This window comes from Heliophilum fasciatum (assembly GCF_004341395.1).
GTDB lineage: Bacteria > Bacillota > Desulfitobacteriia > Heliobacteriales > Heliobacteriaceae > Heliophilum > Heliophilum fasciatum.
In genome coordinates, this window is sequence record NZ_SLXT01000010.1 from 28,647 (window position 1) to 51,976 (window position 23,330).

The window sequence follows — 23,330 nt, forward strand, 5'->3', positions numbered from 1 at the left end:
ATGAAGCAAAACCAGACAATCTTGATTGTTGATGATGATCCAGTGGTTCGGTTGATGCTGCGACGTACGGTGGAGCACGCAGGCTTTCGGGTGATTGAAGCGGAAAACGGCAAAGAAGCATTGCAGACAGCGCAGGAACAAATGCCGGATTTGATCTTGCTGGACGTAATGATGCCCATTCTTGATGGGTTCGAGACATTGGAACAGCTACGCAAATTGCCTGGTGGCGACCGTGTTCCCATCTTGATGGTTACTGCGCTCGATGATAAAAATTCGGTGCAGCGTGCTTTTTCTGCCGGTGCTGATGATTATTTAAAAAAACCGATTCATCTCGAAGTGTTGCGACATAAAGTCCAACGCCTGTTCCATGCCCGTGCTGTCGAGGAAAGTTTGATTGCCAGTGAAATTCAGATGCGGGGAATCACCAGTGCCCTGGGGGCCGGCGTTTATGTCGTTGACCAAGAGGGAATTCTGGTATTCATGAACCCGGAAGCGGAACGGTTGCTGGGATGGCGCGAAGGAGAACTGCTGGGTAAACCGGTGAATGATCTTTTCCGTGTGCCCGCAGAGGCAGAGCAGAAAGAGGAGAAGAAGCATCTCTATGCCGATGAAGCGATGCCGGTGCCGCACGTGGAGGAGACCAACTTCCGGCACCGCGATGGTACTGTTTTTCCGGTTGCGCTTGTTTCCTCACCGTACTATACGGCCGGTGTCATCTCCGGAACGGTAGCCATTTTTCATGACATCAGTTTACGCAAGCAAGCAGAACACCGGTTGCGCATGATCGCGAAAGTATTTGAACATACGGCAGAAGGCATTATGGTTACCGATTCAAAAGGTCGGATCCAATCGGTGAATCGCGGTTTTTGCAATACCACCGGCTATACGGAAGATGAAGTCGTCGGTCAAACGCCACGGATCTTGCAATCCGGTCGTTATGATCGTGAGTTTTACCGGGAATTTTGGGATACTCTGATAAATAGCGGCTATTGGGAAGGCGAGATCTGGAACCGGCGCAAAGATGGTGCCGCTTACGCCGTTTGGTTGACGATCAGTGCGATTAAAGACGATTATGACCGAACGATACAGTATGCGGCCGTATTTCATGACATTACCGAACAAAAGCAAGCCCACGAGCGTATCCAGTATCAAGCTTATCATGACGCATTGACTGATTTGCCGAACCGCAGTTTATTTCTGGATCGCTTGCATCAAGCCGTAGCGCTGGCATTGCGTAACAAACGCAAGCTCGCTGTTTTTTTTCTCGACTTGGATCGCTTTAAGCAAATCAACGACATCTATGGACATATGATCGGCGATGAACTCTTGCAAGGGGTAGCGCGGCGGTTGCGCTCATGCTTGCGTGAAAGCGATACGGTGGCACGATTGGGCGGTGATGAATTTACGGTCATCTTGCCCGATATCTCCGAGTCCGACGATGCTGCTGTCGTAGCCAAGAAAGTGTTAGAAGCGCTATGCGTACCTTGGCAGCTTTCAGGCCATATTATCCAGACAACAGCCAGCATTGGTATTGCCATGTATCCGCAGGACGGAAAAACTGTAGCTGAATTGATCAACCATGCCGACACGGCCATGTATCGGGCCAAGCAAAGCGGACGCAACAAATACCAGTTTTTCGCCGAAAAAATGGCTGATGGGATTGATGAGAAGAGTGCCATCTTGCGTACTGGTGCCATGGATTTTGTGATGGAATACGCGCCGATCATCGCATTAGCCAGCGGGAAACTGCTGGCCTTTGAGGGGCAGGCGCTTTATCCGCAGTCCGAAGGCGGCTGGTCGCTGACTGCTGATCTGTTAACTCATTATTACACCGAGGAATGGTTAACCCAAGAAGCAGGACGCATTGTGGCGAAGGTCAGTGAGCAAATCAAGCAATGGTCGTCTGATGGTCCGGTACCGCTGCGTGGTTTGGTGGAATTGGCACCGGCGCAATTTCTCAATTTACGGTTACCGGAGCAATTCCGGCGCATTGTCTGGGAAAGCGGGCTGGACCCGGCGCAGATCGAGATTGCCGTACCCAGCACCGTTGTAGACCACAAAGAAGCAGCCCTTTGTGCTGTTGAGCAGTATCGCAAAGCCGGCTTTACGACTTGTTTGACACGGGTTGCTGGGCAGCACAGCTTGGCCTCTTTGTTTCAGCAGCGTTTTGATGCGATTCGCTTGGATGAAAATTTGATTCAAACTTGCCTGCACTCTCCGGAAAAGGGCCATCTCCTGGTGACCTTGATCTACGGTATGCAGCGCTTAGGACGGCGCGTCATCGCTGCCGGGGTGCTGGATCAAGCGACTGCGCAATGGTTAATCCAAGAAAACTGCCAGGAGGCGCAAGGGGCTTATTTTGGTTCTTCGGCAAGCTCTCAGATCATCACAACGATGTGGGAAAAACAATTATGGACACGTTAAAAAAATTGGCCATATTATCGGCAGCGGCCAAATATGATGTTTCTTGTTCATCAAGCGGCTCGGACCGGGGAAAACGTAAAGGTATGGTGGGTAATGCGACGCTGTCCGGGATCTGTCACTCCTGGTCGGAAGATGGGCGGTGCATCTCACTGCTTAAAATTCTCATGACTAATGTGTGCAGCTATGATTGCGCCTTTTGTGTGAATCGACGCTCCAATGATGTGCCCCGAGCGACCTTTACGCCGGAAGAAATTGCGGAGTTGACGATTGGTTTTTACCGGCGCAACTATATCGAGGGACTGTTTCTTAGCTCCGCTGTTCATACCAGTCCTGACTATACGATGGAAAAGTTGCTGGCCACTGTGCGCCAGTTGCGGCAGGTGCATCGTTACAACGGCTATATTCACCTCAAAGCGATTCCCGGGGCCGATGAGCGCTTGATCCAAGCGGCGGGACAGTTTGTTGACCGGATGAGCGTCAATATTGAGCTGCCTTCGGCGGAAAGCTTACAACTGCTGGCACCGCAAAAACAGCGTGAGCACATCTTGCAGCCGATGGCCCAGATCAATCACGGAATCACGGCCAACCGGGAAGAACGACGCACCTTTCGGCGGGCGCCGCGTTTTGTCCCGGCCGGACAAAGCACCCAGTTAATCGTCGGTGCAACGACTGAAGATGACCGGCGTATATGTCAACTGGCGGAAGGGCTGTATCGCCGCTTTCAGCTCAAGCGTGTGTACTATTCGGCCTACGTTCCGGTTGTTGATAATCCCAAATTGCCGGCGCTCACGGCACCGCCCTTGAAGCGGGAGCATCGTCTTTATCAAGCTGACTGGTTGTTGCGGTTTTATGGTTTTGGTGCCGATGAGTTGCTTGACCCGGCGCAGCCCTATTTGGATCTGGATGTTGATCCCAAGACCGGCTGGGCACTGCGCAATCTGCACTTTTTCCCGTTGGAAATCAATCAAGCGGACTATGCGCAATTGCTGCGCGTTCCCGGTATTGGCGTGCAATCGGCCCGCCGGATCGTAGCGGCTCGACGCATGGGCACGATCCACTTTGAGCATCTCCAACGTATCGGTGTGGTGTTACGGCGGGCACGCTATTTCATCACCTGTCAAGGTCGGTACTATGGGCAAGCCGCTTTTGATGCCATGGCCATCCGCCGCAAGCTTGTTGGTACGTCAACCCCAGCGGCGGCAGGGGAACAATTGAGTCTCTTTTAAATCTTTCGGTGTGCTGCCGAAGGATTTATTTTTTGCTTTGACAAATCCCGAGTGCTATGCTAGACTACTATCAATAAAACCAAGTGTAGATATAGGAATACTGTAGCGATATAGAGGTGTAAGATGATGAAACTTTCAACGAAAGGGCAATATGGTCTGCGAGCAATGTTTGATCTTGCGCAACATCATGGACCAGGCCCCATTTCGCTGAAGCTCGTAGCAGACCGACAGGACATTTCCGAGCACTATTTGGAGCAAATCATGGCTGTCTTGCGTAAAGCCGGACTGGTCAACAGCCTGCGCGGGCCTCAAGGCGGGTACTTGCTGGCACGCTCTCCCGAGGAAATCACCGTCGGTGATATCATCCGCGTGTTGGAAGGACCGGTCGCTCCGGTGGATTGCGTCAATGATGATGTGCAAGATAAATGCAGTCGTTCACCGGAATGTGTCACCCGTTTAGTTTGGGCTAAAGTGCGTGATGCTATCGAACAGGTCATTGACTCGATCACCTTAGCCGATATGTGTGAAGAAGCGGAAAAGGCAAAATATGTAGAAGGTTCCTTTATGTATCACATCTAAAATTGATGATCAAAGCTAATATCGAAGGAGCGATTAACCATGCAACAGGTATATATGGATCACGGGGCAACCACACCGTTGCATCCCGAGGTCATTGCTGTGATGACGGATGTTTTGACCAACCATTATGGTAACCCTTCCAGCGTTCATGCATGGGGACGTGATGCCAAGAAAAGGCTGGAAGAAGCCCGAACATCGGTCGCCAAGCTGATCGGTGCGCAACCAGAAGAGATCTTTTTTACGAGCGGCGGCACCGAAGCGGACAATATGGCCATCCTTGGCGTGGCCAAAGGGTTAGAAAAAAAGGGCAAACATATTATCACCTCGGCCATTGAGCATCATGCCGTGTTATACCCTTGCGAAGTGCTGAAAAAAGCGGGCTATGATTTGACGATCTTGCCGGTTGATGATCAAGGTCGGGTCCGTCCGGAAGACTTGGCTCTAGCGTTGCGGGAAGACACCGTTCTCGTTTCGATCATGCATGCCAACAATGAAATTGGCACGTTGCAACCGATTGCGGAATTGGCGCGCATCGCCAAAGAACGAGGCGTACTTTTCCATACCGATGCGGTACAATCGGTCGGCAAAATACCGGTCAATGTCAATGAATTGGGTGTTGATCTGCTTTCCTTTTCGGCCCATAAGATTTATGGACCAAAAGGTGTCGGTGCTCTTTATATCCGGCGGGGTAGTCGCATCCTACCGCTTACCCATGGCGGTGGACAAGAACGGCGGCGGCGGCCGGGAACGGAAAACCTGCCGGGCATTGTGGCTTTTGGTAAGGCGGCAGAGATCGCGCAGCGCGACTTAACTGCCGAAGCAGACCGCTTGACGAAACTTCGTGATCGTTTGATCGACGGTTTGACGGCCATCCCGGAAGTCCGGCTTAACGGTCACCGGACCGAGCGGATTCCTACCAATGTCAATGTATCCTTCCGCTATATTGAAGGGGAGTCGTTGCTGCTTTCCTTGGATCTCAAAGGGATTGCGGCATCTTCCGGTTCGGCTTGCACGTCCGGTTCGCTGGACCCGTCTCATGTGCTTTTGGCGATCGGCCTTTCCCATGAAATCGCCCACGGTTCACTGCGCTTAACATTGGGTAGAATCAATACCGAAGACGATGTGGATTATGTACTGCGCGAAGTGCCTGTTGTGGTCGAGCGCCTGCGTTCTATGTCGCCGCTGTACAATCAAAAATAATCGGACCGGACAATCGGTTGGCAAAATAAAAAACAGCCTCCAGGTAGGATGCAACCGGGGGAGCAAATGAGGAGGACTAATTATGTATACGGAAAAAGTGATGGACCATTTCACCAATCCTCGCAACGTCGGCCAGTTGGAAAATCCCAGTGGTGTCGGTGAAGTGGGCAATCCTACTTGCGGCGATATCATGAGAATTTATATCGATGTCAAAGACAACGTGATTCAAGACATCAAATTCAAAACTTTCGGCTGCGGCGCCGCCATTGCCACTTCGTCGATCTGTACGGAAATGGTGATCGGCAAAACGATCGAAGAAGCGCTGGAGTTGACCAACAAAGATGTCGCATCAGCGTTGGGCGGACTGCCGGCCAACAAGATGCACTGCAGCAACTTAGCTGCTGATGCGTTGCATGAAGCGATTAAGGACTACAAGAATAAAAGCGAGCAAGGTTAAGGTGAGCTTGTGCAAGAGACGGTAGTCGTAGCCATGAGCGGCGGTGTGGATTCTTCCGTAACCGCCGCTCTTTTGCTTGAACAAGGATATAACGTGATCGGTGTGACCATGCAGATCTGGCCCAGCGATATGCCGGCCGATGAATCGGGCGGCTGTTGTTCACTGGCGACGATTCAAGATGCCCGGCGCGTTGCCGATCAACTCGGCATTCCCCACTATGTGGTCAATTTTCGTGATCGCTTTGAAGAAGCGGTGATCGGCAGCTTTAGCCGCGAATACTTGGCGGGGCGCACGCCGAACCCCTGCATTGTCTGTAATCGTGTGATCAAGTTTGAGCAATTGCTGACCAAAGCATTGGGGCTCGGTGCACAAAAGCTGGCTACGGGCCACTATGCGCGCATTGATGTCGATCCGGAGACGGGGCGCTATCGCCTAGGCCGCGCCGAGGATCAGCGCAAAGATCAATCTTATTTTCTTTACATGATGAACCAGCACCAATTGGCCCATACCTTGTTTCCTGTGGCCTCCTTTACGAAGCCCGAGATTCGCGCCCGGGCGGCGCAACTGGGCTTTCAGATTGCCGAAAAACCGGACAGCCAGGAAATTTGTTTTGTTCCTGACAACGATTACCGCCAATTTTTGCGCCGTCGTTTTCCGGAGGAGCAATTTGCGCCGGGGCCCTTTCTCAGCACCGGCGGGCAAGTACTGGGGATGCATCAAGGCTTACCCTTTTACACGGTCGGTCAGCGTAAAGGTCTCGGCATTGCCTTAGGTTTTCCGGCCTACGTAGTTGCCCTCGACCCGGAGCGCAATGCGGTGATCATCGGCACCGATCGCGATGTCTATGCACCAGCGCTGGAAGCGACGGAACTTACTTGGATCGATGAAAAGCCGCTGCAGGGGCCTCGGGAAGTGCTGGCCAAGATCCGCTACGCCGCAAAACCAGCGGCGGCCGTCGTTCATCCTTTGGGGCCAGATCGGGTGCGTGTGGAATTTGCCAGTCCCCAGCGGGCGATTACGCCGGGACAAGCCGTTGTTTTTTATCATGACGACTGGGTGCTCGGTGGCGGAACGATTGATAAGAGTTGCTAAGCGATATTTTTTGTGTAATTTGTCAAGACTAGATCCTGTCACCAGGATCGTGCGCTGCGCCAATCTTGGATAACACGGGAGAGTGGCGACATGTGTAAAGGTCGAGACATCGTACAGTTACCCGTGTGCAATGCAACTCAACAAACCATCGCTCATGTGCAAGATCTGCTTGTAGACTTAGCGGAAGCCCGCGTAACGGCTGTGGTTCTCCAGCCGGCGCAAGGAGGCGGCGATTGCCTCCGGTGGCCGCAAGTACAGATCGATCGCGATGCCGTTCACATGCAAGGCGACCCTTGCCCGCAAACAACGGTTCATGTTCGGCCAACGGTACCTGTCAAAGAACTGACGGGCACGCCCGTGGTCACCGCGACCGGTCATGCAATGGGCAAAGTGGGCGACGTGCTCATTGATCCGGCGACGGGTCAATTGCTCGGCGTGGAAGTGACCGATGGTTGGACCCAGGACATGCTGACGGGACGGTTGCATGTGCCGTGGTCCGATGTGCGTGGTTGGCAGTCGGGGCGAATGGAGATCCCCGATCGTTGGCAAGATGCGTGGCAGCTTGGTTCCTAGGTAGGAATGGGGGAAGGACCGTGGACTGTCCTGTCTGCGGCAGCAAGCAAATCGGCAAAGTCGGCGTTAACCAATTTTACTGCTGGAATTGCTTTGTTGAATTTAATGACCGGAATCAGATTTTTCAAGTCGCTGAAGATGGCGCTTTGATCGCTTTTGAGGAGGCCGACGCGCTTTGGCAGGGCTAAGCCGAGGCGGGCGCATTGGCTTGTTGATCGCCGCTGTGCTGATCGTGATGGCCTTTGCCGTGGCCGTAAGGCCTGTGTTTACACCTTTTTTCATTGCCGGCTTTGCGGCCTACTTGCTTTATCCCCCCGTTTGTTGGTTGGAGAAGCGGCGCGGTTTGTCGCGCAATGCAAGCATCCTGGTGATTTACGCAGTGCTCGCGGCGATCATCGGCGGCACGATTACCTACGGCTTGCCGCCGATGGTGGCCGAACTCAACTATTTGGCCCAGCAATTGCCTCAATATACGGCGGAAGTGGAACGGTGGATCCAAGCGGTGCAACACCAGATGGTCATGGCCGGCCTCCCGCCGGGGTTGCAGCAAGTGTGGAGTGAGACCGTTGCCCGTGGTGAAACGGCGGTACTGACGGCGGTGCGGCGGATCTTGGACGGTGTCGTGATACTTGGAGCCAATGCGCTCGATATTGTGTTGATTCCTGTCATGGCTTTTTACTTGCTTCGTGATGCCGAAGCGCTGGCGGAAGGAACAGCTCGTCTGGCGCCCCATCAGCTGCGGCCCCATGTGGTCGCCGTGGCCGCCGAGATCGATCGGGTGCTGCGAGGGCTGTTGCGAGGTTATCTGCTCGTATCCTTGATCGTTGGTGCCTTGACATCGCTGGGATTGTACTTGATCGGCATGAATTACAGCTTACTTATCGGCGTGATCGCGGCCATTGCCGACTTGATCCCCTACTTCGGCCCTTTAATCGGTTTGACGCCGGTGATCATCGTTGCGTTGCTGGATTCGCCGAAGATGGCCCTCTCGGCACTGGGTGTCATCGTGATCGTACAGCAACTGGAAAACAACTTTATTTCACCGAAAATCTTGGCCGACGCAGTGGGTATGCACCCGCTGGTGGTCATTTTTTCATTATTGGCAGGTGGGCATCTCTTTGGTATCGTCGGCCTGCTCCTGGCGGTACCGGTTGTGGCCGTAGGTAGGGTAATCGTCCGGTACGTCTTCTTACGGGCCATTGTCTAAGCCTTTGTCATCCCTTGACACCGGGAATGGGGAAGGGTATAGTACATTTTGGATTGCTGTCGAAATCGATAGTAGGCTTGGCTGATATTGGCGAGGAGGCGTGACTCTTGTCCTACACAGGTTCCCAGGTACGGCAGATGTTTTTAGATTATTTTGCCCAAAATGGCCATACGGCTGTGGCAAGTTCATCGCTGGTTCCCCATGACGATCCGACGTTGCTTTTTACCAACGCCGGCATGAACCAGTTTAAAGACGTATTCTTAGGTTTTGAAAAGCGCCCCTATGTGCGTGCCACAACGGCGCAGAAGTGTGTGCGCGCTGGGGGAAAACATAACGATTTGGACACCGTGGGACGCACGGCCCGGCACCATACCTTTTTTGAAATGCTCGGCAACTTTTCTTTTGGCGACTACTTCAAGAACGATGCGATTTGCTTTGCATGGGAATTGCTGACCGATGTATTCAAGCTGCCCAAAGAAAAACTGTACGCTACCATTTATCTTGATGACGAAGAAGCCTTCACCATCTGGCGCGATGAGATCGGGGTGCCCGTTGAACGCATTTTGCGTCTTGGCGAAAAAGACAACTTCTGGTCCATGGGGGACACCGGTCCTTGTGGTCCTTGCTCGGAGATCCTCATCGACCGCGGCGAACACCTGCGTTGCGATGCCGAAGAATGCGCGATCGGTAAGTGTGACTGTGATCGCTGGTTAGAGATCTGGAACCTCGTTTTTATGCAATATAACCGTGATGAAACCGGTACGATGACGCCGCTGCCCAAACCATCCATTGATACCGGGATGGGCTTAGAGCGCATCACGTCGGTCTTGCAGAACGTAGGCTCCAACTATGACACCGATTTGATTCGCCCCATGATCGCTTTTGTGGAAGAACTGTCGGGACAAGCTTATCACCGCGATGATCGCGGATTTCCCTTTCGGGTGATCGCCGACCATGTGCGGTCTTGTACCTTCCTAATCACCGACGGTGTGTTGCCGGGCAACGAAGGCCGCGGCTATGTCTTACGCCGGATTTTGCGCCGTGCGGTTCGCTTTGGTAAAGTCCTCGGTATCGATCGCCCCTTCATGTACACCATCGTACCTGTGGTGGTGCAACTGATGGGAGATGCTTACCCGGAAATTCGTGAAAAAAACGATTTTGTCCAAAAAGTGATCAAAATCGAAGAAGAACGCTTCCATGAAACGCTCCATGAAGGCATGCGCATCGCCAGCGAAATGGTCAATAAAGTCAAGGCCGAAGGCAGCACGGTGTTGCCCGGTCGTCAGGCCTTTGCCTTGTACGATACGTACGGCTTCCCTCTCGATCTGGCCGAAGATATTGCCGAAGAAAACGACTTGACTGTCGACAAAGAAGGCTTCCAGGCAGCCATGAATGAGCAGCGGGAGCGTGCCCGTGCGGCCCGGCAAGATACGGTTTACGGTGCCGGCATGGAATTCTGGAGTGAACTCTACAGCCAGCAAGGGGCTACCCGTTTTAGCGGGTATCAAGCGTTGGAAGCAACAAGCACCGTCCAGGCTATCGTTCGTGGCACGGAAGTAGTTACGGAGGCGCAGGCCGGGGAAGAAGTGCAAATCGTCCTGAACGAAACACCTTTCTATGCGGAATCAGGTGGGCAAACGGGCGATCAAGGCATCATCACCGCCGGAGACACGGTGGTACGCATTGTCGATACGAAAAAAATGGCCGGTGCGCTCCATGTGCACATCGGTATTATCGAAAAGGGAACGCTGCAGACCGGCGATGCGGTGACGGCACAAGTGAACGGTGCCCGTCGTGAAGCCATCGCCCGGCACCACAGTGCCACCCATCTCTTGCACAAAGCGCTCAAAGAAACGCTCGGCGAACATGTGAACCAAGCCGGTTCGCTTGTCGAAGAAAACCGCCTGCGCTTTGACTTCGCTCATTTTTCGCCCTTAACCCGCGAAGAATGGCAAGCCGTGGAAGACCGTGTGAACGCTCAATTGCTGGCCGACTTGCCGGTGAACACCGAAGAAACGTCATTGGAACAAGCCCGGGCCGCCGGTGCAACGGCCCTTTTTGGTGAAAAATACGGTGACCAAGTCCGCGTGGTTTCCATGGGCGAATACTCGATGGAGCTTTGCGGTGGTACCCATGTGGGCCATACCAGCCAAATTGGTTTGTTCAAACTGGTCGCTGAAGGCGGTATCGGTGCCGGCTTGCGCCGCTTAGAAGCCGTCACCGGCTCTGCCGCCCTGGCGTACATGAACAGCCAAGAGGAAACGGTTCGTACGCTGGCGGAAAAATTAAAAGTGCCCATGAACGATGTGAACCGGCGCGTCGATGCGTTGCAGCAAGTTCTCCGTGACAAAGACCGTGAAATCGAACAACTGCTGACCCGGTTGGCCCGCTATCAAGTCGACGATCTCCTCGCCACCGGCGAGACCGTAGCGGGAGTGACCGTGTTGGCGGCGCAGGTACAAGCGCCGGATATGGATGCGTTGCGCCAGATGGCCGATCTGCTCAAAGCGAAAATTGGTACAGGCGTGCTGATCCTGGCGGCTGTTGTAGATAACAAAGTCAATCTCGTTGCCGCAGCAACGGCCGATGCAGTGCGTCAAGGGGTCCATGCCGGCAACATCGTTAAAGAAGCGGCCCGCGTAGCCGGCGGCGGCGGTGGCGGTCGCCCCGATATGGCCCAAGCCGGCGGAAAACAGCCGGAAAAAGTCATGGATGCGTTGGCAGCGGCCAAGCAGGTGATCAAAAACCAACTCGGTGCATAATTGTGCGCTAAAAAAAAGGAAATCGACGTTGGGTGCAGAAAAACAAACAGCAAGTCACAGTCGATTCGTAGGGGGTGAGCCTATGGGGAATGATATGCATGATCAAACGATGATGTTTCGAGCCAAACAGGACGACATCGTGGCCGCGAGCGACATCTTGCACACTGTTTATGGCGCCTTAAAAGAAAAAGGCTACAATCCGATCAACCAAGTGGTGGGATACTTACTGTCCGGCGATCCCGCTTATATCACCAGTCACCGTAATGCTCGCAGCTTGATTCGCCGTTTGGAACGAGACGATCTGCTGGAAGAATTGGTGCGCTTTTACCTAGAAGGACACCCAAGCCAATCGGAACTGAAATAATGTAACGCAAGGATCGTTCATCGCTGCCTGCAGGCGGAGCGATGGCGATCCTTTTTGCTTAAGGAGCGATCCTATGCGTATCCTCGGCCTTGATGTAGGCACCAAGACCATCGGCGTAGCCATTTCCGATCCGCTCGGTTGGACGGCCCAGGGCATCGAAACGATGCGCCGCTCCCGTCTGGAAACCGATCTGGAACAGTTGCGTGAGCTAGTGGACAAGTGGGAAGTGGAAGCGATCGTCATCGGTATGCCGCGCAACATGAACGGCACCTATGGTCCCAAATCGGAGATCATCCGTGCCTTCGGACAACAGTTGGCTGATAAGGTGCAACGGCCGATTCATTATTGGGATGAGCGCTTAACGACGGTGGCGGCGCAAAAGACCCTGTTGCAAGGTGATGTCTCCCGGGCCAAGCGCAAGCAAGTCGTCGATAAACTGGCCGCTGTTTTGATACTGCAAAACTATCTTGACGGTCATCGCCGGCCTTAGTCCGTTTATGAATATGCATAAACGGCAATACTGAAGAGGGATCGCGTTGACAATGGGATCCGTCTGATATAAAATGGCAATAGGAATCGAATCGAGGTGATAAGCGGATGGAACAAGATCAAGAAAACATCCTTGTCCTAACCGATGAAGAAGGCAAAGAAATGGAATTCGAAGAGTTGGATCGCATCGAGGTCGAAGGAAAAGAGTACGTCATTCTTCTCCCCCTCGAAGATGAAGAAGACGAAGCGATTATCTTGCGTGTTGAATATGAAGAAAACGGTGAAGAAGTTTTCAGTCATATTGAAGACGATGAAGAGTGGGAAAAAGTCGCTGATCATTGGCAAGAAATCAGTGATGACGAAGAAGACGATGAAGAAGACAAATAATAAGTGTCACGCACGAAGCCACCGCATTATGGTGGCTTTTTCAATGCCTCTCCCGCAGAAAGGAGGCTCATGGTGGTGCCTTTTCCCAAAGGAAAACCGAACATAACCACTTCCCAGCGTCGTCGCACCGTAAAGCGGCCGCTCCGCTTTCTTGTCGCCCTTTTCGTTATATTGCATTTGATCATGGGCGTTGGCTATGGTGCATATCAATGGCAGCTAAGTCCTCTCGGGGCCGATGGTGCGGAGGAAATCGCCGTGGTCATCCCCCCGAATACCAGTGCTGCCGATGTGGGTGAAATGCTCGCCGAAAAAAAGCTGATTCGCAGCGCCTTGGCTTTTCGACTATACACACGCAATCAAGACACCAATCTGCTCAAAGCCGGCGAATATAATTTACGGGCGGCCCTTTCGATTCCGGAAATCGTGGATATCTTGAAAGAAGGCAAGACGCGCGTCGATACGGTGACGATTCCCGAAGGATATACCCTCAGCCAGATTACCCGTCTCTTAGTGGAACGCAACATCGTTGACCCGGCCGAGTGGAGCGAAGCACTCATGAAAACGGAGTTTGAAGCAGCCTACCTGCCGAAGCCGTCAAACAACCCAAAACGCTTGGAAGGGTTTTTGTTTCCGGCTACCTATCGCATTGCCCGGACGGCGACGGAAACCGACATCGTGCGCATGATGGTCGATCGGTTTGATCAGGAGATGACGCCGCAGGTACGTGAACAGATCAAGCAAAGTCGCTTGACCGTGGCTGAGACAGTAACCTTAGCGTCGCTGGTGGAACGGGAAGCCCAAAAGGCTGAAGAGCGCCCGGTGATTGCCAAAGTTTTTTTAAACCGCCTGGGAAAGAATATGCGTTTGGAGGCTTGTTCCACGGTCCAGTACCTCCTGGATCAGCCGAAAGCCAAGTTGTACTATAAAGACCTGGAGATTGAGTCACCCTATAACACCTATAAATACAGCGGCTTACCGCCGGGACCGATCGCCAACCCTGGCCGTGAAAGTTTACAAGCCGTGCTCGCCCCGGCTAATGTAGACTACCTCTTTTTTGTAGCCAAAGGCGACGGGTACCATCAATTTAGCCGCACCCTTGCTGAACATGAAAAGGCTGTGAAACAATATGTCCGTTGAACTTCTGGCACCGGCCGGCAACCGGGAAAAACTACAAATGGCGCTTCACTATGGCGCCGACGCTGTGTATCTGGGGGGCCAAGCCTATGGCCTACGGGCCTATGCCGGTAATTTTGCCGGTGAATCACTGATCGAAGCGATTCAATATACGCACCAACAAGGCAAAAAAGCCTATGTAACGGTTAATATTTTTGCCCACAACCGTGATCTGGACGGGCTGCCGGAGTATCTGGAGCAACTGGCGGCAGCCCAAGCCGACGGAATCATTGTGGCTGATCCCGGTGTGGTGGCCATCGCCAAGCGCACCGTGCCCGATCTGCCGATTCACCTTTCCACTCAAGCTAACGTAACCAACGCTGCGGCTGCTCGCTTTTGGGCCGAGCAAGGCGTGAAGCGTATTGTTCTGGCACGGGAACTTTCCATCGAAGAGATTCGCCAAATTCGCCAAGCAGTTGACATTGAACTGGAAGTTTTTATTCACGGTGCCATGTGCATGTCCTACTCCGGGCGCTGCTTGATCAGCGATTATCTGACAGGCCGCCAGGCCAACAAGGGCGAGTGTGCGCAAGCCTGCCGTTGGCGTTATGGCTTAGTGGAAGAAAAGCGTCCTGACATGGTTTTTCCCATCGAAGAAGACGAACGAGGCTCCTATATCTTCAATGCTAGTGACCTTTGCCTGCTGGAAGCCATTCCGGAGCTTTGTGAAGCTGGCGTCAACAGCATGAAAATTGAAGGCCGCATGAAAAGCGTTCACTATGTAGCGACGGTTGCCCGCGTTTACCGGCAAGCACTGGATCGGTATCTGCAAAAGGGCTCCAAGCGCATCTCACCGGAGTGGTGGGATGAACTGACCAAGATCAGCCACCGGCAATACACTACCGGTTTTCTCTATGGCCGGCCCGGCCAAGATACGGAGAAGACGGAGCAGCGCGAATACGACTTTGTTGGTCTCGTCCAAGATTATAACCCGGTTACCAAGCAAGCGACGATTGAAGTGCGCAACCGCATCGTCAGCGGTGATCTCCTGGAAATCGTCGGGCCAAGCAATCCGCCCTTTCTCTTGATCGCTCATGAGATGGTCGATCAAGAAACGGGCGAAGTGATTGAAAAAGCGCCGCGGCCCCACCAACGGATCCAACTGAAAGTTCGTCGCCCCGTCCAACCCTTTGACCTGGTTCGTCGCCCGAAAGCCGGCGGGGAAGAGTCCTTTATCCAAGTGGCCGTCGATCGAGCCCATATCTTTTATTTAGATATATTCCTGGAAGGTTTCGGTCATCTCGGTGTGCCGACAACCGTCGATAAAGAAGCGGGACTCCTGTTGATCCGTACCACCCCGGACACGCGGGAAGAAGTCTTGCGGATTCTGCGCACCTTACCATGGCCGGTACAGATTTTTGGTGACAACGTAACGATCGGCGAAACAGTGGAATAAACATGAAAAAACCTGGCTCAATGGCCAGGTTTTTTTTCATGGAAAATATGGAGATGGTTTATCGCGGGTAAAACAAGTGGCCGAGATAAAAGGTAACGGCGATCGCGAAGATATGCCACACCCACCAGCCGATACCTAAGAATTCAAAGGAGGTACCGCGTACAGGGTTGGATTTGGTCTCCATGGTCTCGTTATCCACTGACTAACACTCCTTTATTGGTTTTGCCTCTAGTATTCCACGAAATGGAATATCTATGCATTCCCATAAGGATAATAATTTCGTCAATTTTTGTGCGAAAAAGCTAACAAAAAACGAGACATTATGGAAATAACAGGTTGACAGTACATACTATGGGCGTTATAGTAAAGACAAGCAAGAAACTTGTCGAAGAATAATAAAGGGGGAGGCGTTTACTTATGAAATCAACCGGTATTGTGCGTAAAATTGACGAGTTAGGACGCGTAGTGATTCCGATGGAGTTGCGTCGTGTGATGGGCATTGCGGAAAAAGACGGTCTGGAAATTTACGTGGATGAAGAAAAGATCATTCTAAAAAAATACGAACCGGCTTGTGTTTTCTGCGGCAGCGCTGACGGCGTCCAAAACTACCGCGGTAAAGTCGTTTGTAAAGAATGCGCTCTCGAGATGGCTCATCAAGTCAGCTAACGAACAACTGCATCGGCAAAGAAAAAAAGCAGGCTTAGTCCTGCTTTTCCCTTTGGAAAACCATTCGTGGTGGATAATGGTGGGGAAATTCGTTGCCGAATCTTTGCATGACCTTTATGGGAAACAGGTATCCTACCTAGTGAACCACTAGGGAGGAGGAATAACATGCATCAAACAGTAGGGCAGATCATGACTGGCGATGTCATGACCGTCAAGTCACGGGATACCTTAGAAACAGCGGCCCGCATCATGCGCGATCTGGATATTGGCTCCATACCGGTTGTCGATGACGGTCGTTGTGTCGGTATTATTACCGATCGCGATATCATCATCCGTGCTGTTGCAGAAGGTCATGACGTCAGCAGTTCGCCGGTGAATGACACGATGACCCGCGGCATCGTCACGGCCAGTCCTGATATGGATATTCATGAAGCCGCGCGGATCATGTCGGATCGGCAGATCCGGCGCTTGCCTGTTGTGCAAGGCGATCGACTCGTCGGTATCGTTGCCCTTGGCGATTTAGCCATTCGCAACATCTATCAAAACGAAGCGGGCGATGCGCTTTCACAAATTTCCGAAACCGATACGCACTGATGGGGAATTGTCGATCCGCAAGCGAACAGTGAAGATAGGAAAAAGCCGGGGGATGATCCCCGGCTTTTTTTGGCAGATTCGATCAAGAAAACAGGATTTACAGGTAACGAACCCATGATTCCAGCGGTTTACGCTGGCGAGGCAGAGCGTCTTTGGCACGGGTGGCTTCATCCAAGCTATCGGACGAACCGGGATAACCAAGAAAGACCACACAAAGCACACGTAATGCATCATCGATGGCGAAGGCTGTTTTGATGGCCTGCTCATCCCAACCTAAGGTGGGATGGCTACATAAATGGGCCGCCGTTGCCTGGAGCAACAAGTTTTGCACGGCCAGGCCACAGTCAAAAAGGTAGTAGGGCTTGCCGTCAACGATAGCATCATCGGCGGGATTGGCGAGAACCACAATGGCCAGCGGCGCTTTGACCGCCCACTCATTGCCGGCGGCTAGCGTCTGATGAAGACGGGCCAGCGCTTCCGGTTGTTGAACAACCAATGCTTGCCAGGGCTGACGATTGCGGGCCGACGGTGCCCAGCCCATGGCTTCCAGTAGCTCAGTGATGACGGACGACGGAACCGGATCGGGACGATAGGCCCGTAAACTGGCGCGGTCCTTGATGACATCAAGCATGAATCGTACAATACCTCCTTGATGGAGTTAGTGATGGGACCATTGCATCATTTGCTGTACATATTGACGCAATTCCTCAATCATCTTGGTAATCTCCAGAATGATCTGGGCTTGCTCTTCCATGACTTTGCCTATTTGCATCACTTCACGGGTAACATGATCGATGGACACTTGGAACTGGCTAAGTACTTCACCGATATCGCGGGCGGAGCGACTGCTTTCTTCGGCGAGCTTACCGACTTCATTGGCAACCACGCTGAAGCCGCGCCCGGCTTCACCGGCACGAGCAGCTTCAATTGATGCATTGAGCCCCAAGAGTTTCGTTTGATTGGCGACACGTTGAATAAAGGCCAAGATCTTGGCACTGGATTGAACATGCTTGGCTGCATCTCTACTTACGGTGGTCACGGCTTCACTGTTGGCTGTCAGTTCTTTGGAGCCGACTGCCAATGCTTGCATGGATGAAACGGTCCGTAACAGAGAATCGTTCATCTTGTTGACCAGATCATAGAGGGATTGCTGCATCTCTTTTTCGCGCAACATCTTTAAACAAAGACCGGAAACGACCTTGGCCATCGGTTCGACGATATCAATCGAGCCGGCGATGCCCAGGCAACCAAGCTTTTGCCCCTTATCCTTAAGGACGAAGCAAATCCCTTCCTTCATCGTGCCGCCCGATGCAGCGGCCTCCGCTGCGGAGATACGCTGGATATCTATGGTGGACGACATTAATTTTTGGGCAGCCAAATGTTTAAGGCCAATCCGTTGGCGAGCCGAATCACTGATAATGGTGGCTTTGGGGTCACAAAAGATGGCGTGATACCCCGTCATGTCATAGATGAGTCTCACAATCTCATCGGCCATTTGTGTATCCAGTATCATCGTCGTTCCTCCATAAACTTTGATTTGGGTGTAATGGATGCAAAATATTGTGGAATCTATTCGCTTTTCGGTAGATGGTCTCCTGCTTTTAATGGGCATTAATTCGCATTGAATCCAGCTCCTGCTGGATTCAATTACAAGTAAATGGTACAATAGGAACGCAACAAAAAGGAGCGAGAAATCTCGATGATATGTTCATGAGCAGTACAGTCGAAGCAAAGCACAAGTCGTTTCAGCACAGTGTAGAAGCATGGCAGCCGATGATCGTACGAGCTTTCCAACAAGCAAGCTCCCAGGTCAGCGCTTATTTTCATTACAGTTCCATGATGGAACTGATCCAGCGGTACCAACATACCCTTGCGCAGCAATCAGCCCATTGGGAAGCGGCACCGCGTCGATGGTTCCAGTTTCAAGGACTGCTCTATGCGATGAAAAAAGTGGAAGAGTTATTAAAATCGGCTTGGGCCGGTAGCAGTCAAACTTGGACCATGCATTACTTAGAAGATGCTTGGTTTCGCGAATTCGCCGCGTTATGCGAAGAACATTCCGCCATCGTCCATGATCCCCAAGCCCAAGGCAGCCGCCAGTTGATTCATGAGCGCCTGTGGAGTGATGCACACCCGTTCATTTTTGATTGGGCATTGATCTACCGATTGCTTTGGGATAACCTTGAGCCAGGTGTATTTGATGAAGCCGCCGAAGTAGCCTTCCTGGAAGAACAATTACGGCGAGCTGATCGGGCACCGGTTTTTGAGCAGCGGGCCATGGTGGCGATCACTTATTTTTATCTCAAGGAAGACAAAGATGAAGCGATCTGGGCTATGTTACGCAGGGCTGTAGAAGCCGGCAAGCAAGTGCACCTCGCCGATTATCTTGTTTATGTAGCTGACTTTATGCAACGGGAGCAGTGGGTACGGGCATTGACCTGGCTGCGCCAGTTAAGCGCTTTTCCTGTAGCACTGCTTGTCGGTGAAACGGTAACCTTGTGCCAGTATTGGCAGACCTTTGCTGATAAGTACGATTTGCATGATGAATATCTCGCATACTTGCGGCAATGGCTGCCTTGGAGCGACGATTATTATCAAGAACAACTCCTTCACATGGGCCAGTATGAGCAGTGGGTGGAATGGCAATTGCATAAACGCTGCTATCCCGCCGATGTGGAGCGCCGGCAGTGGAAGATGGTTGAAAAAGCCGCTCCTCATTTGTTGCTACCGATTTATCATCAAGCCATCGCCGGCTTGATTCGTCTCAAACAGCGCAAAGCTTATCAAGAAGCGACCAAACTGATGAAAAAATTACGCACCCTTTATCGCAAACAAAAAAAGCAAGATCAATGGCAACGGTACTTGGTTCATTTGACAACGCGCTTTGCCCGCTTGCGTGCGTTACAGGAAGAGATGCGGAAAGGACAGTTGATCAACTGATGAGCGATCGGCAACTCATCCTTACCCTCCAAGAGCACGATGCCGGATTTACCTTGGAAGTACGTATCGCCGCTGGGCAGGGGCTTTCCTGGCATGATGAAACCATCCCCCTTTTGATTGAACAGCTTTTTGCCTGGCATGCACCGAGCTTCTATGGAACTGCGCTCACCGGTCATCGTGAAGGTGATCGCCTGCGAATCGAGCTTTCACCGTTGACTGCGCTGGAATTTCTGCTGGATCGTACGAGCATCGGCACAATCACCTGGCTATGGCAGCCTGAGCCGGTACTATGGCGTGAACAAGCCCAAGCCTTGCGCCGAGCCTTACGGGAAGCGTGGTGGAAGCCCGATTACCTGGCCTGGAAAAAGGGAAAAATAGGGTGGACGGTAGCTTGGCCGGAAGACGAACCGTGCCCCGTTGATCCATCCGGGCTCAACCGCTGGCTCACCGGTTGTCTCGATGAACTCCGTCGCGGTGAGCCATTGCCGGAATCCATCGGGCAGCCGGTGGAGGCGCTTTTCTCGACTCGGGGAGACCAGGAAGAGGATCTTTTTGGCGATGAGTCTACCTGGTTGGAGGCGATGGGCTGGTTGCGCGACCTTGCACCGCTGCGCACTTGTTTGCAACTGCTGGAGCCGGAACAGACCGACGGTCCCTGGGGGATGCAAGTGCTCCTGCAAGATCGCACCGATCCCGGGCAGATTCAGGCTTGGCCGCCGACACCTGGTGACCCGTGGATGCTGGCTTGGGCTCCTGATGAAGAGCGCATCCGGCGCGATACGGAACGATGGTGCCATTTGGTTCCGACCCTGGCCTTACCCAACAGCACCGCGCCCTACGGTCATCTTCCCCGGCAGATTGATGAAGCTGCTGCCTGGGAATTTCTTAATGAGGGCAGTCTCCGGCTCCTGCAAGCAGGTTATACGGTGTTTTTGCCGAAATGGTGGGAAGAAATCCGCCGGCTTTCGCCGACCCTGCGCGTAAGCACGCGAACTACTCGTACCGGCGGCGGTGAAAGTTTGTTCGGTCTTGATCAAATCATCCGCTTTGACTGGCGCTTGGCCATCGGCGATGTGGAGATCAGTGAAGAAGAATTTAACCGCCTAACCCAACAAAAAAGGCACCTTTATCGTATCCGCGGCAAGTGGGTCCAATTGGATCCGGCGTGGATGCGTCAAATTATGGCACTGGCACAGCAACGACCTGCCGGTATGAGTCTGGGCGAACTTTTGCAGATGCACTTGCAGCCGAAGGGACAAGAATCGGCAGGCGATGAAGCGCAGCTTTTGCCGGTCGAGTTTGACTTTGACAAGCCGCTCGAAGCATTAACACGGCGCTTGACCGGTGAGGAAGGCATCCCGCTCTTGCCGGTTCCGGCCGGTTTTCAAGGTGAATTACGTCCGTACCAACAGCGCGGCTACTCATGGCTGCTCTTTTTACGCCAGTTTGGCTTGGGCGGCTGTCTGGCTGATGATATGGGACTTGGTAAAACGATTCAGTGGATTGCCTATCTTCTCTACATTCAGGAACAGGAAAAGCCAGACCATCCGGCCCTGCTGGTTTGCCCCACTTCGGTGCTGGGTAACTGGCAAAAAGAACTGGAACGTTTTGCACCGGAATTGAAGGTGCTTTTGCACTATGGCCCGCAGCGCTGCCGCGGAGAGTCCTTTGCCGCTACCGTCAGCAACTATGATCTCGTGCTGACCTCCTATACGCTACTCCACCTGGATCAGGAGGAGTGGGTAAAAGTGCCCTGGACAAGCATATGTTTAGATGAAGCCCAAAACATCAAAAATACCTACACCAAACATGCTGCCGCCGCCCGTCGTTTAGCGGGACGCCATCGCATCGCCTTGACAGGCACACCTATGGAAAACCGCCTGACCGAACTTTGGTCGATCATGGATTTTCTTAATCCCGGCTACTTGGGCAGCCTTAGCCGTTTTCAGCGGCGTTTTGCACAAGCCGTAGAGCGGCGCCGTGAAAGTGAAGCGATCGCGCAAGTGCAGAAGTGGGTTCGCCCCTTTATCTTGCGTCGGGTCAAGCAGGACCCGGCCATTGAACTCGATCTGCCCAACAAACAAGAAATGCCGGAGTATGTGCATTTGACTTCGGAACAAGCATCGCTCTACGAGACGGTCCTGGCCGATCTGAACGAACGACTGGAAGAAACCCGCGGTATTGCCCGGCGCGGTTTGATCTTGGGCACCTTGACCCGGCTAAAGCAAGTTTGTGATCATCCGCAGATTCTCTTGAAAGACGGCGGTTCCCGTTCAGCGGCAGAGCGATCGGGCAAATTGAGCCGCTTAGTGGAGATGGTTGTGGAACTTCGCCAAGAAGGCGATCGCTGCTTGATCTTTACGCAATTCGTCGAAGTCGGTGAACTCATTCGGCAGACCTTGGCGGAAGAGCTACAGGAAGAAGTTTTTTTCCTGCATGGCGGCACGCCGCGAGCACAGCGCGAGCAATTAATTGCCGCCTTTCAAAATGAAACAGAATTGGTTAGCGGCGTCCTGGTCTTATCGCTGAAAGCCGGCGGCGTCGGCCTCAACTTGACGGCAGCGAATCATGTTTTTCATTTTGATCGCTGGTGGAATCCCGCTGTGGAGAACCAAGCAACCGACCGAGCCTATCGTATCGGCCAAAGCCGGCCTGTACAAGTTCATAAATTGATTACCCTTGGCACCTTGGAAGAGCGCATCGATGAGATGATCGAACGCAAGCAGGGGCTTAACGATCAGATCGTCGGTGCCAGTGAAGCATGGCTGACGGAGCTTTCCGGTTCGGAATTGCGTGATCTGCTTGCTCTTCGTCGCCAGTGGATTCAAGAGGAGGGAGCCGATTGACCTCGTCCCCGCAGGCCAAAGGATCGCGGAAGCGTAAAACTGCGCCCGATCCGCTCGAAGCGAAGGTGGCCCATCTGGACACGCCTTGGCGTGAATATTACCGAGAAATTCTTAACCGGTTAGAGCAGCGTTGGGCAACCGATAAGGATGATCGAGAGGCGCGAAAACCGTCATGATGATTCGAGAGGAGAGCCCCATGGAAAAAGAGTACCAAGGAAAAACTGATCGCCTCGCTGTACTGATCGACGGCGATAATTCACGTGCCAAGCTGATTGAACCGATGATCAAAGAGATCACCAAGTACGGCACGGCCCATGTCAAACGGATCTATGGTGACTGGACAAGTTCCAAAATGTCCAGTTGGAAAGACAAATTGCACAAACACGCCATTCATCCGGTCCAGCAATTTGCCTATACGACCGGTAAAAATGCCACCGACAGTGCGTTGATCATCGATGCCATGGATTTGCTTTATACCCGCAGTATCGATGGTTTTTGCATTGTTTCCAGTGACAGCGATTTTACACGCCTGGCATCGCGCATCCGTGAATCGGGATTGTTTGTGATTGGCTTTGGCGAGCAAAAAACACCGGAAGCGTTCGTAAAAGCATGTGATAAATTTATCTACACGGAGATTCTGGAATCAAGCGACAGCGGTGACAGCGACTTTGCCAAGCCCAAACCGCGCTTGTTCAATGGCAATGATGATCCGCGGGATAATGAAGAACTGGTACGGCTCTTGAAAGATGCCTATGAAGCCGTCGCTTCCGAAGACAGTTGGGCACGGTTGTCCAACTTAGGCAATCAATTAACCAAACTGTATCCATCGTTTGACTCGCGCAACTTTGGTTATAAAAAGCTCGGAGAATTGATTCGTGCCGTTGATCTCTTTGAAATCAAAGCCACGACGACCAAAGATCCCGGCAGCAAGATCCTTTATATCAAGTTAAAATAA

The 23,330-nt window shown here is 52.6% G+C and carries 24 protein-coding genes; 21 read left to right on the plus strand and 3 right to left on the minus strand.

The genetic code is table 11. From position 1 onward, the window contains the following. From EDD73_RS06980 to EDD73_RS07045, 15 genes are all read left to right on the plus strand, one after another. Positions 1-2,424, plus strand: coding sequence for a two-component system response regulator (locus EDD73_RS06980; RefSeq protein ID WP_131919072.1), 2,424 nt, complete (start codon positions 1-3; stop codon positions 2,422-2,424). Next, the gene (locus EDD73_RS06985) at positions 2,412-3,650 is read left to right on the plus strand and encodes a putative DNA modification/repair radical SAM protein (protein ID WP_131919073.1); all 1,239 of its coding nucleotides are present in this window, start codon (positions 2,412-2,414) and stop codon (positions 3,648-3,650) included. The genes EDD73_RS06980 and EDD73_RS06985 overlap by 13 nt, the downstream gene beginning before the upstream one ends. Positions 3,651-3,776: 126 nt before the next feature. Next, positions 3,777-4,229: an RrF2 family transcriptional regulator gene (locus EDD73_RS06990; protein WP_131919074.1), complete on the plus strand. Its 453-nt coding sequence runs from the start codon at positions 3,777-3,779 to the stop codon at positions 4,227-4,229. A 39-nt stretch (positions 4,230-4,268) separates the two neighbouring features. After that, positions 4,269-5,429, plus strand: coding sequence for a cysteine desulfurase NifS (gene nifS / locus EDD73_RS06995; RefSeq protein ID WP_131919075.1), 1,161 nt, complete (start codon positions 4,269-4,271; stop codon positions 5,427-5,429). A gap of 82 nt (positions 5,430-5,511) precedes the next feature. Next, positions 5,512-5,886: a Fe-S cluster assembly scaffold protein NifU gene (gene nifU / locus EDD73_RS07000; RefSeq protein WP_131919076.1), complete on the plus strand. Its 375-nt coding sequence runs from the start codon at positions 5,512-5,514 to the stop codon at positions 5,884-5,886. Between the two features lie 9 nt (positions 5,887-5,895). Then, positions 5,896-6,978: a tRNA 2-thiouridine(34) synthase MnmA gene (mnmA, locus tag EDD73_RS07005; RefSeq protein WP_131919077.1), complete on the plus strand. Its 1,083-nt coding sequence runs from the start codon at positions 5,896-5,898 to the stop codon at positions 6,976-6,978. 90 nt (positions 6,979-7,068) lie between these two features. Continuing rightward, on the plus strand, positions 7,069-7,551 hold the full coding sequence (locus tag EDD73_RS07010; RefSeq protein ID WP_131919078.1) for a PRC-barrel domain-containing protein: 483 nt from the start codon (positions 7,069-7,071) through the stop codon (positions 7,549-7,551). Positions 7,552-7,571: 20 nt separating this feature from the next. After that, positions 7,572-7,739, plus strand: coding sequence for a hypothetical protein (locus EDD73_RS14850; RefSeq protein ID WP_165876367.1), 168 nt, complete (start codon positions 7,572-7,574; stop codon positions 7,737-7,739). Next, positions 7,727-8,758, plus strand: a complete 1,032-nt coding sequence (locus EDD73_RS07015; RefSeq protein WP_131919079.1) for an AI-2E family transporter — start codon at positions 7,727-7,729, stop codon at positions 8,756-8,758. Before EDD73_RS14850 ends, EDD73_RS07015 begins: the two co-directional genes overlap by 13 nt. Before the next feature lie 137 nt (positions 8,759-8,895). Next, a complete protein-coding gene (gene alaS / locus EDD73_RS07020; RefSeq protein ID WP_243116831.1) occupies positions 8,896-11,520 on the plus strand; it encodes an alanine--tRNA ligase in 2,625 nt (874 codons plus the stop codon). A gap of 94 nt (positions 11,521-11,614) precedes the next feature. Continuing rightward, positions 11,615-11,884: an IreB family regulatory phosphoprotein gene (locus EDD73_RS07025; RefSeq protein WP_406567186.1), complete on the plus strand. Its 270-nt coding sequence runs from the start codon at positions 11,615-11,617 to the stop codon at positions 11,882-11,884. A 73-nt stretch (positions 11,885-11,957) separates the two neighbouring features. Continuing rightward, entirely contained in the window at positions 11,958-12,374 is a 417-nt protein-coding gene (gene ruvX / locus EDD73_RS07030; protein WP_131919082.1) for a Holliday junction resolvase RuvX, read from the plus strand. Positions 12,375-12,481: 107 nt separating this feature from the next. Then, the gene (locus EDD73_RS07035; protein ID WP_131919083.1) at positions 12,482-12,760 is read left to right on the plus strand and encodes a DUF1292 domain-containing protein; all 279 of its coding nucleotides are present in this window, start codon (positions 12,482-12,484) and stop codon (positions 12,758-12,760) included. 75 nt (positions 12,761-12,835) lie between these two features. Continuing rightward, entirely contained in the window at positions 12,836-13,897 is a 1,062-nt protein-coding gene (mltG, locus tag EDD73_RS07040) for an endolytic transglycosylase MltG (RefSeq protein ID WP_165876368.1), read from the plus strand. Further along, a complete protein-coding gene (locus EDD73_RS07045; protein WP_131919085.1) occupies positions 13,887-15,329 on the plus strand; it encodes a U32 family peptidase C-terminal domain-containing protein in 1,443 nt (480 codons plus the stop codon). Before mltG ends, EDD73_RS07045 begins: the two co-directional genes overlap by 11 nt. 58 nt (positions 15,330-15,387) lie before the next feature. Here EDD73_RS07045 and EDD73_RS14855 read toward each other — a convergent pair whose 3' ends face one another. Beyond that, positions 15,388-15,528, minus strand: coding sequence for a hypothetical protein (locus EDD73_RS14855; protein ID WP_165876362.1), 141 nt, complete (start codon positions 15,526-15,528; stop codon positions 15,388-15,390). A gap of 218 nt (positions 15,529-15,746) precedes the next feature. On the opposite strand from EDD73_RS14855, the gene EDD73_RS07050 reads away from it, so the two are divergent. Continuing rightward, positions 15,747-15,995, plus strand: coding sequence for an AbrB/MazE/SpoVT family DNA-binding domain-containing protein (locus tag EDD73_RS07050; RefSeq protein ID WP_131919086.1), 249 nt, complete (start codon positions 15,747-15,749; stop codon positions 15,993-15,995). A 165-nt stretch (positions 15,996-16,160) separates the two neighbouring features. Beyond that, a complete protein-coding gene (locus tag EDD73_RS07055) occupies positions 16,161-16,589 on the plus strand; it encodes a CBS domain-containing protein (protein ID WP_131919087.1) in 429 nt (142 codons plus the stop codon). A gap of 97 nt (positions 16,590-16,686) precedes the next feature. Here EDD73_RS07055 and EDD73_RS07060 read toward each other — a convergent pair whose 3' ends face one another. Beyond that, entirely contained in the window at positions 16,687-17,220 is a 534-nt protein-coding gene (locus EDD73_RS07060) for a nitroreductase family protein (RefSeq protein WP_131919088.1), read from the minus strand. A 27-nt stretch (positions 17,221-17,247) separates the two neighbouring features. Then, complete coding sequence (locus tag EDD73_RS15445) at positions 17,248-18,102, minus strand: methyl-accepting chemotaxis protein (protein ID WP_279222097.1); 855 nt, start codon at positions 18,100-18,102, stop codon at positions 17,248-17,250. Between the two features lie 197 nt (positions 18,103-18,299). On the opposite strand from EDD73_RS15445, the gene EDD73_RS07070 reads away from it, so the two are divergent. The 4 genes from EDD73_RS07070 to EDD73_RS07085 are packed head-to-tail and all read left to right on the plus strand — an operon-like array spanning position 18,300 to position 23,330. Then, positions 18,300-19,529 (plus strand): hypothetical protein, encoded by a 1,230-nt coding sequence (locus tag EDD73_RS07070; RefSeq protein WP_131919090.1) that lies wholly within the window; start codon positions 18,300-18,302, stop codon positions 19,527-19,529. Then, positions 19,529-22,375, plus strand: a complete 2,847-nt coding sequence (locus tag EDD73_RS07075; protein WP_165876369.1) for a DEAD/DEAH box helicase — start codon at positions 19,529-19,531, stop codon at positions 22,373-22,375. Before EDD73_RS07070 ends, EDD73_RS07075 begins: the two co-directional genes overlap by 1 nt. Then, a complete protein-coding gene (locus tag EDD73_RS07080) occupies positions 22,372-22,551 on the plus strand; it encodes a hypothetical protein (protein WP_131919092.1) in 180 nt (59 codons plus the stop codon). Before EDD73_RS07075 ends, EDD73_RS07080 begins: the two co-directional genes overlap by 4 nt. Further along, positions 22,548-23,330, plus strand: a complete 783-nt coding sequence (locus EDD73_RS07085) for an NYN domain-containing protein (RefSeq protein WP_243116828.1) — start codon at positions 22,548-22,550, stop codon at positions 23,328-23,330. Before EDD73_RS07080 ends, EDD73_RS07085 begins: the two co-directional genes overlap by 4 nt.

Excerpts from the sequence above, each read along its gene's own strand:
- nifS (WP_131919075.1), top strand. The coding sequence starts at position 4,269 with ATGCAACAGGTATATATGGATCACGGGGCAACCACACCGTTGCATCCC.
- EDD73_RS07010 (WP_131919078.1), top strand. The coding sequence starts at position 7,069 with ATGTGTAAAGGTCGAGACATCGTACAGTTACCCGTGTGCAATGCAACT.
- ruvX (WP_131919082.1), top strand. The coding sequence starts at position 11,958 with ATGCGTATCCTCGGCCTTGATGTAGGCACCAAGACCATCGGCGTAGCC.
- EDD73_RS07050 (WP_131919086.1), top strand. The coding sequence starts at position 15,747 with ATGAAATCAACCGGTATTGTGCGTAAAATTGACGAGTTAGGACGCGTA.
- nifU (WP_131919076.1), top strand. The coding sequence starts at position 5,512 with ATGTATACGGAAAAAGTGATGGACCATTTCACCAATCCTCGCAACGTC.
- EDD73_RS07035 (WP_131919083.1), top strand. The coding sequence starts at position 12,482 with ATGGAACAAGATCAAGAAAACATCCTTGTCCTAACCGATGAAGAAGGC.
- EDD73_RS07070 (WP_131919090.1), top strand. The coding sequence starts at position 18,300 with ATGAGCAGTACAGTCGAAGCAAAGCACAAGTCGTTTCAGCACAGTGTA.
- alaS (WP_243116831.1), top strand. The coding sequence starts at position 8,896 with ATGTTTTTAGATTATTTTGCCCAAAATGGCCATACGGCTGTGGCAAGT.
- EDD73_RS06990 (WP_131919074.1), top strand. The coding sequence starts at position 3,777 with ATGAAACTTTCAACGAAAGGGCAATATGGTCTGCGAGCAATGTTTGAT.
- EDD73_RS07045 (WP_131919085.1), top strand. The coding sequence starts at position 13,887 with ATGTCCGTTGAACTTCTGGCACCGGCCGGCAACCGGGAAAAACTACAA.
- EDD73_RS07060 (WP_131919088.1), bottom strand. The coding sequence starts at position 17,220 with ATGCTTGATGTCATCAAGGACCGCGCCAGTTTACGGGCCTATCGTCCC.
- EDD73_RS15445 (WP_279222097.1), bottom strand. The coding sequence starts at position 18,102 with ATGATACTGGATACACAAATGGCCGATGAGATTGTGAGACTCATCTAT.
- EDD73_RS07025 (WP_406567186.1), top strand. The coding sequence starts at position 11,615 with ATGCATGATCAAACGATGATGTTTCGAGCCAAACAGGACGACATCGTG.
- EDD73_RS07055 (WP_131919087.1), top strand. The coding sequence starts at position 16,161 with ATGCATCAAACAGTAGGGCAGATCATGACTGGCGATGTCATGACCGTC.
- EDD73_RS06985 (WP_131919073.1), top strand. The coding sequence starts at position 2,412 with ATGGACACGTTAAAAAAATTGGCCATATTATCGGCAGCGGCCAAATAT.
- EDD73_RS06980 (WP_131919072.1), top strand. The coding sequence starts at position 1 with ATGAAGCAAAACCAGACAATCTTGATTGTTGATGATGATCCAGTGGTT.
- EDD73_RS07085 (WP_243116828.1), top strand. The coding sequence starts at position 22,548 with ATGATGATTCGAGAGGAGAGCCCCATGGAAAAAGAGTACCAAGGAAAA.
- EDD73_RS07075 (WP_165876369.1), top strand. The coding sequence starts at position 19,529 with ATGAGCGATCGGCAACTCATCCTTACCCTCCAAGAGCACGATGCCGGA.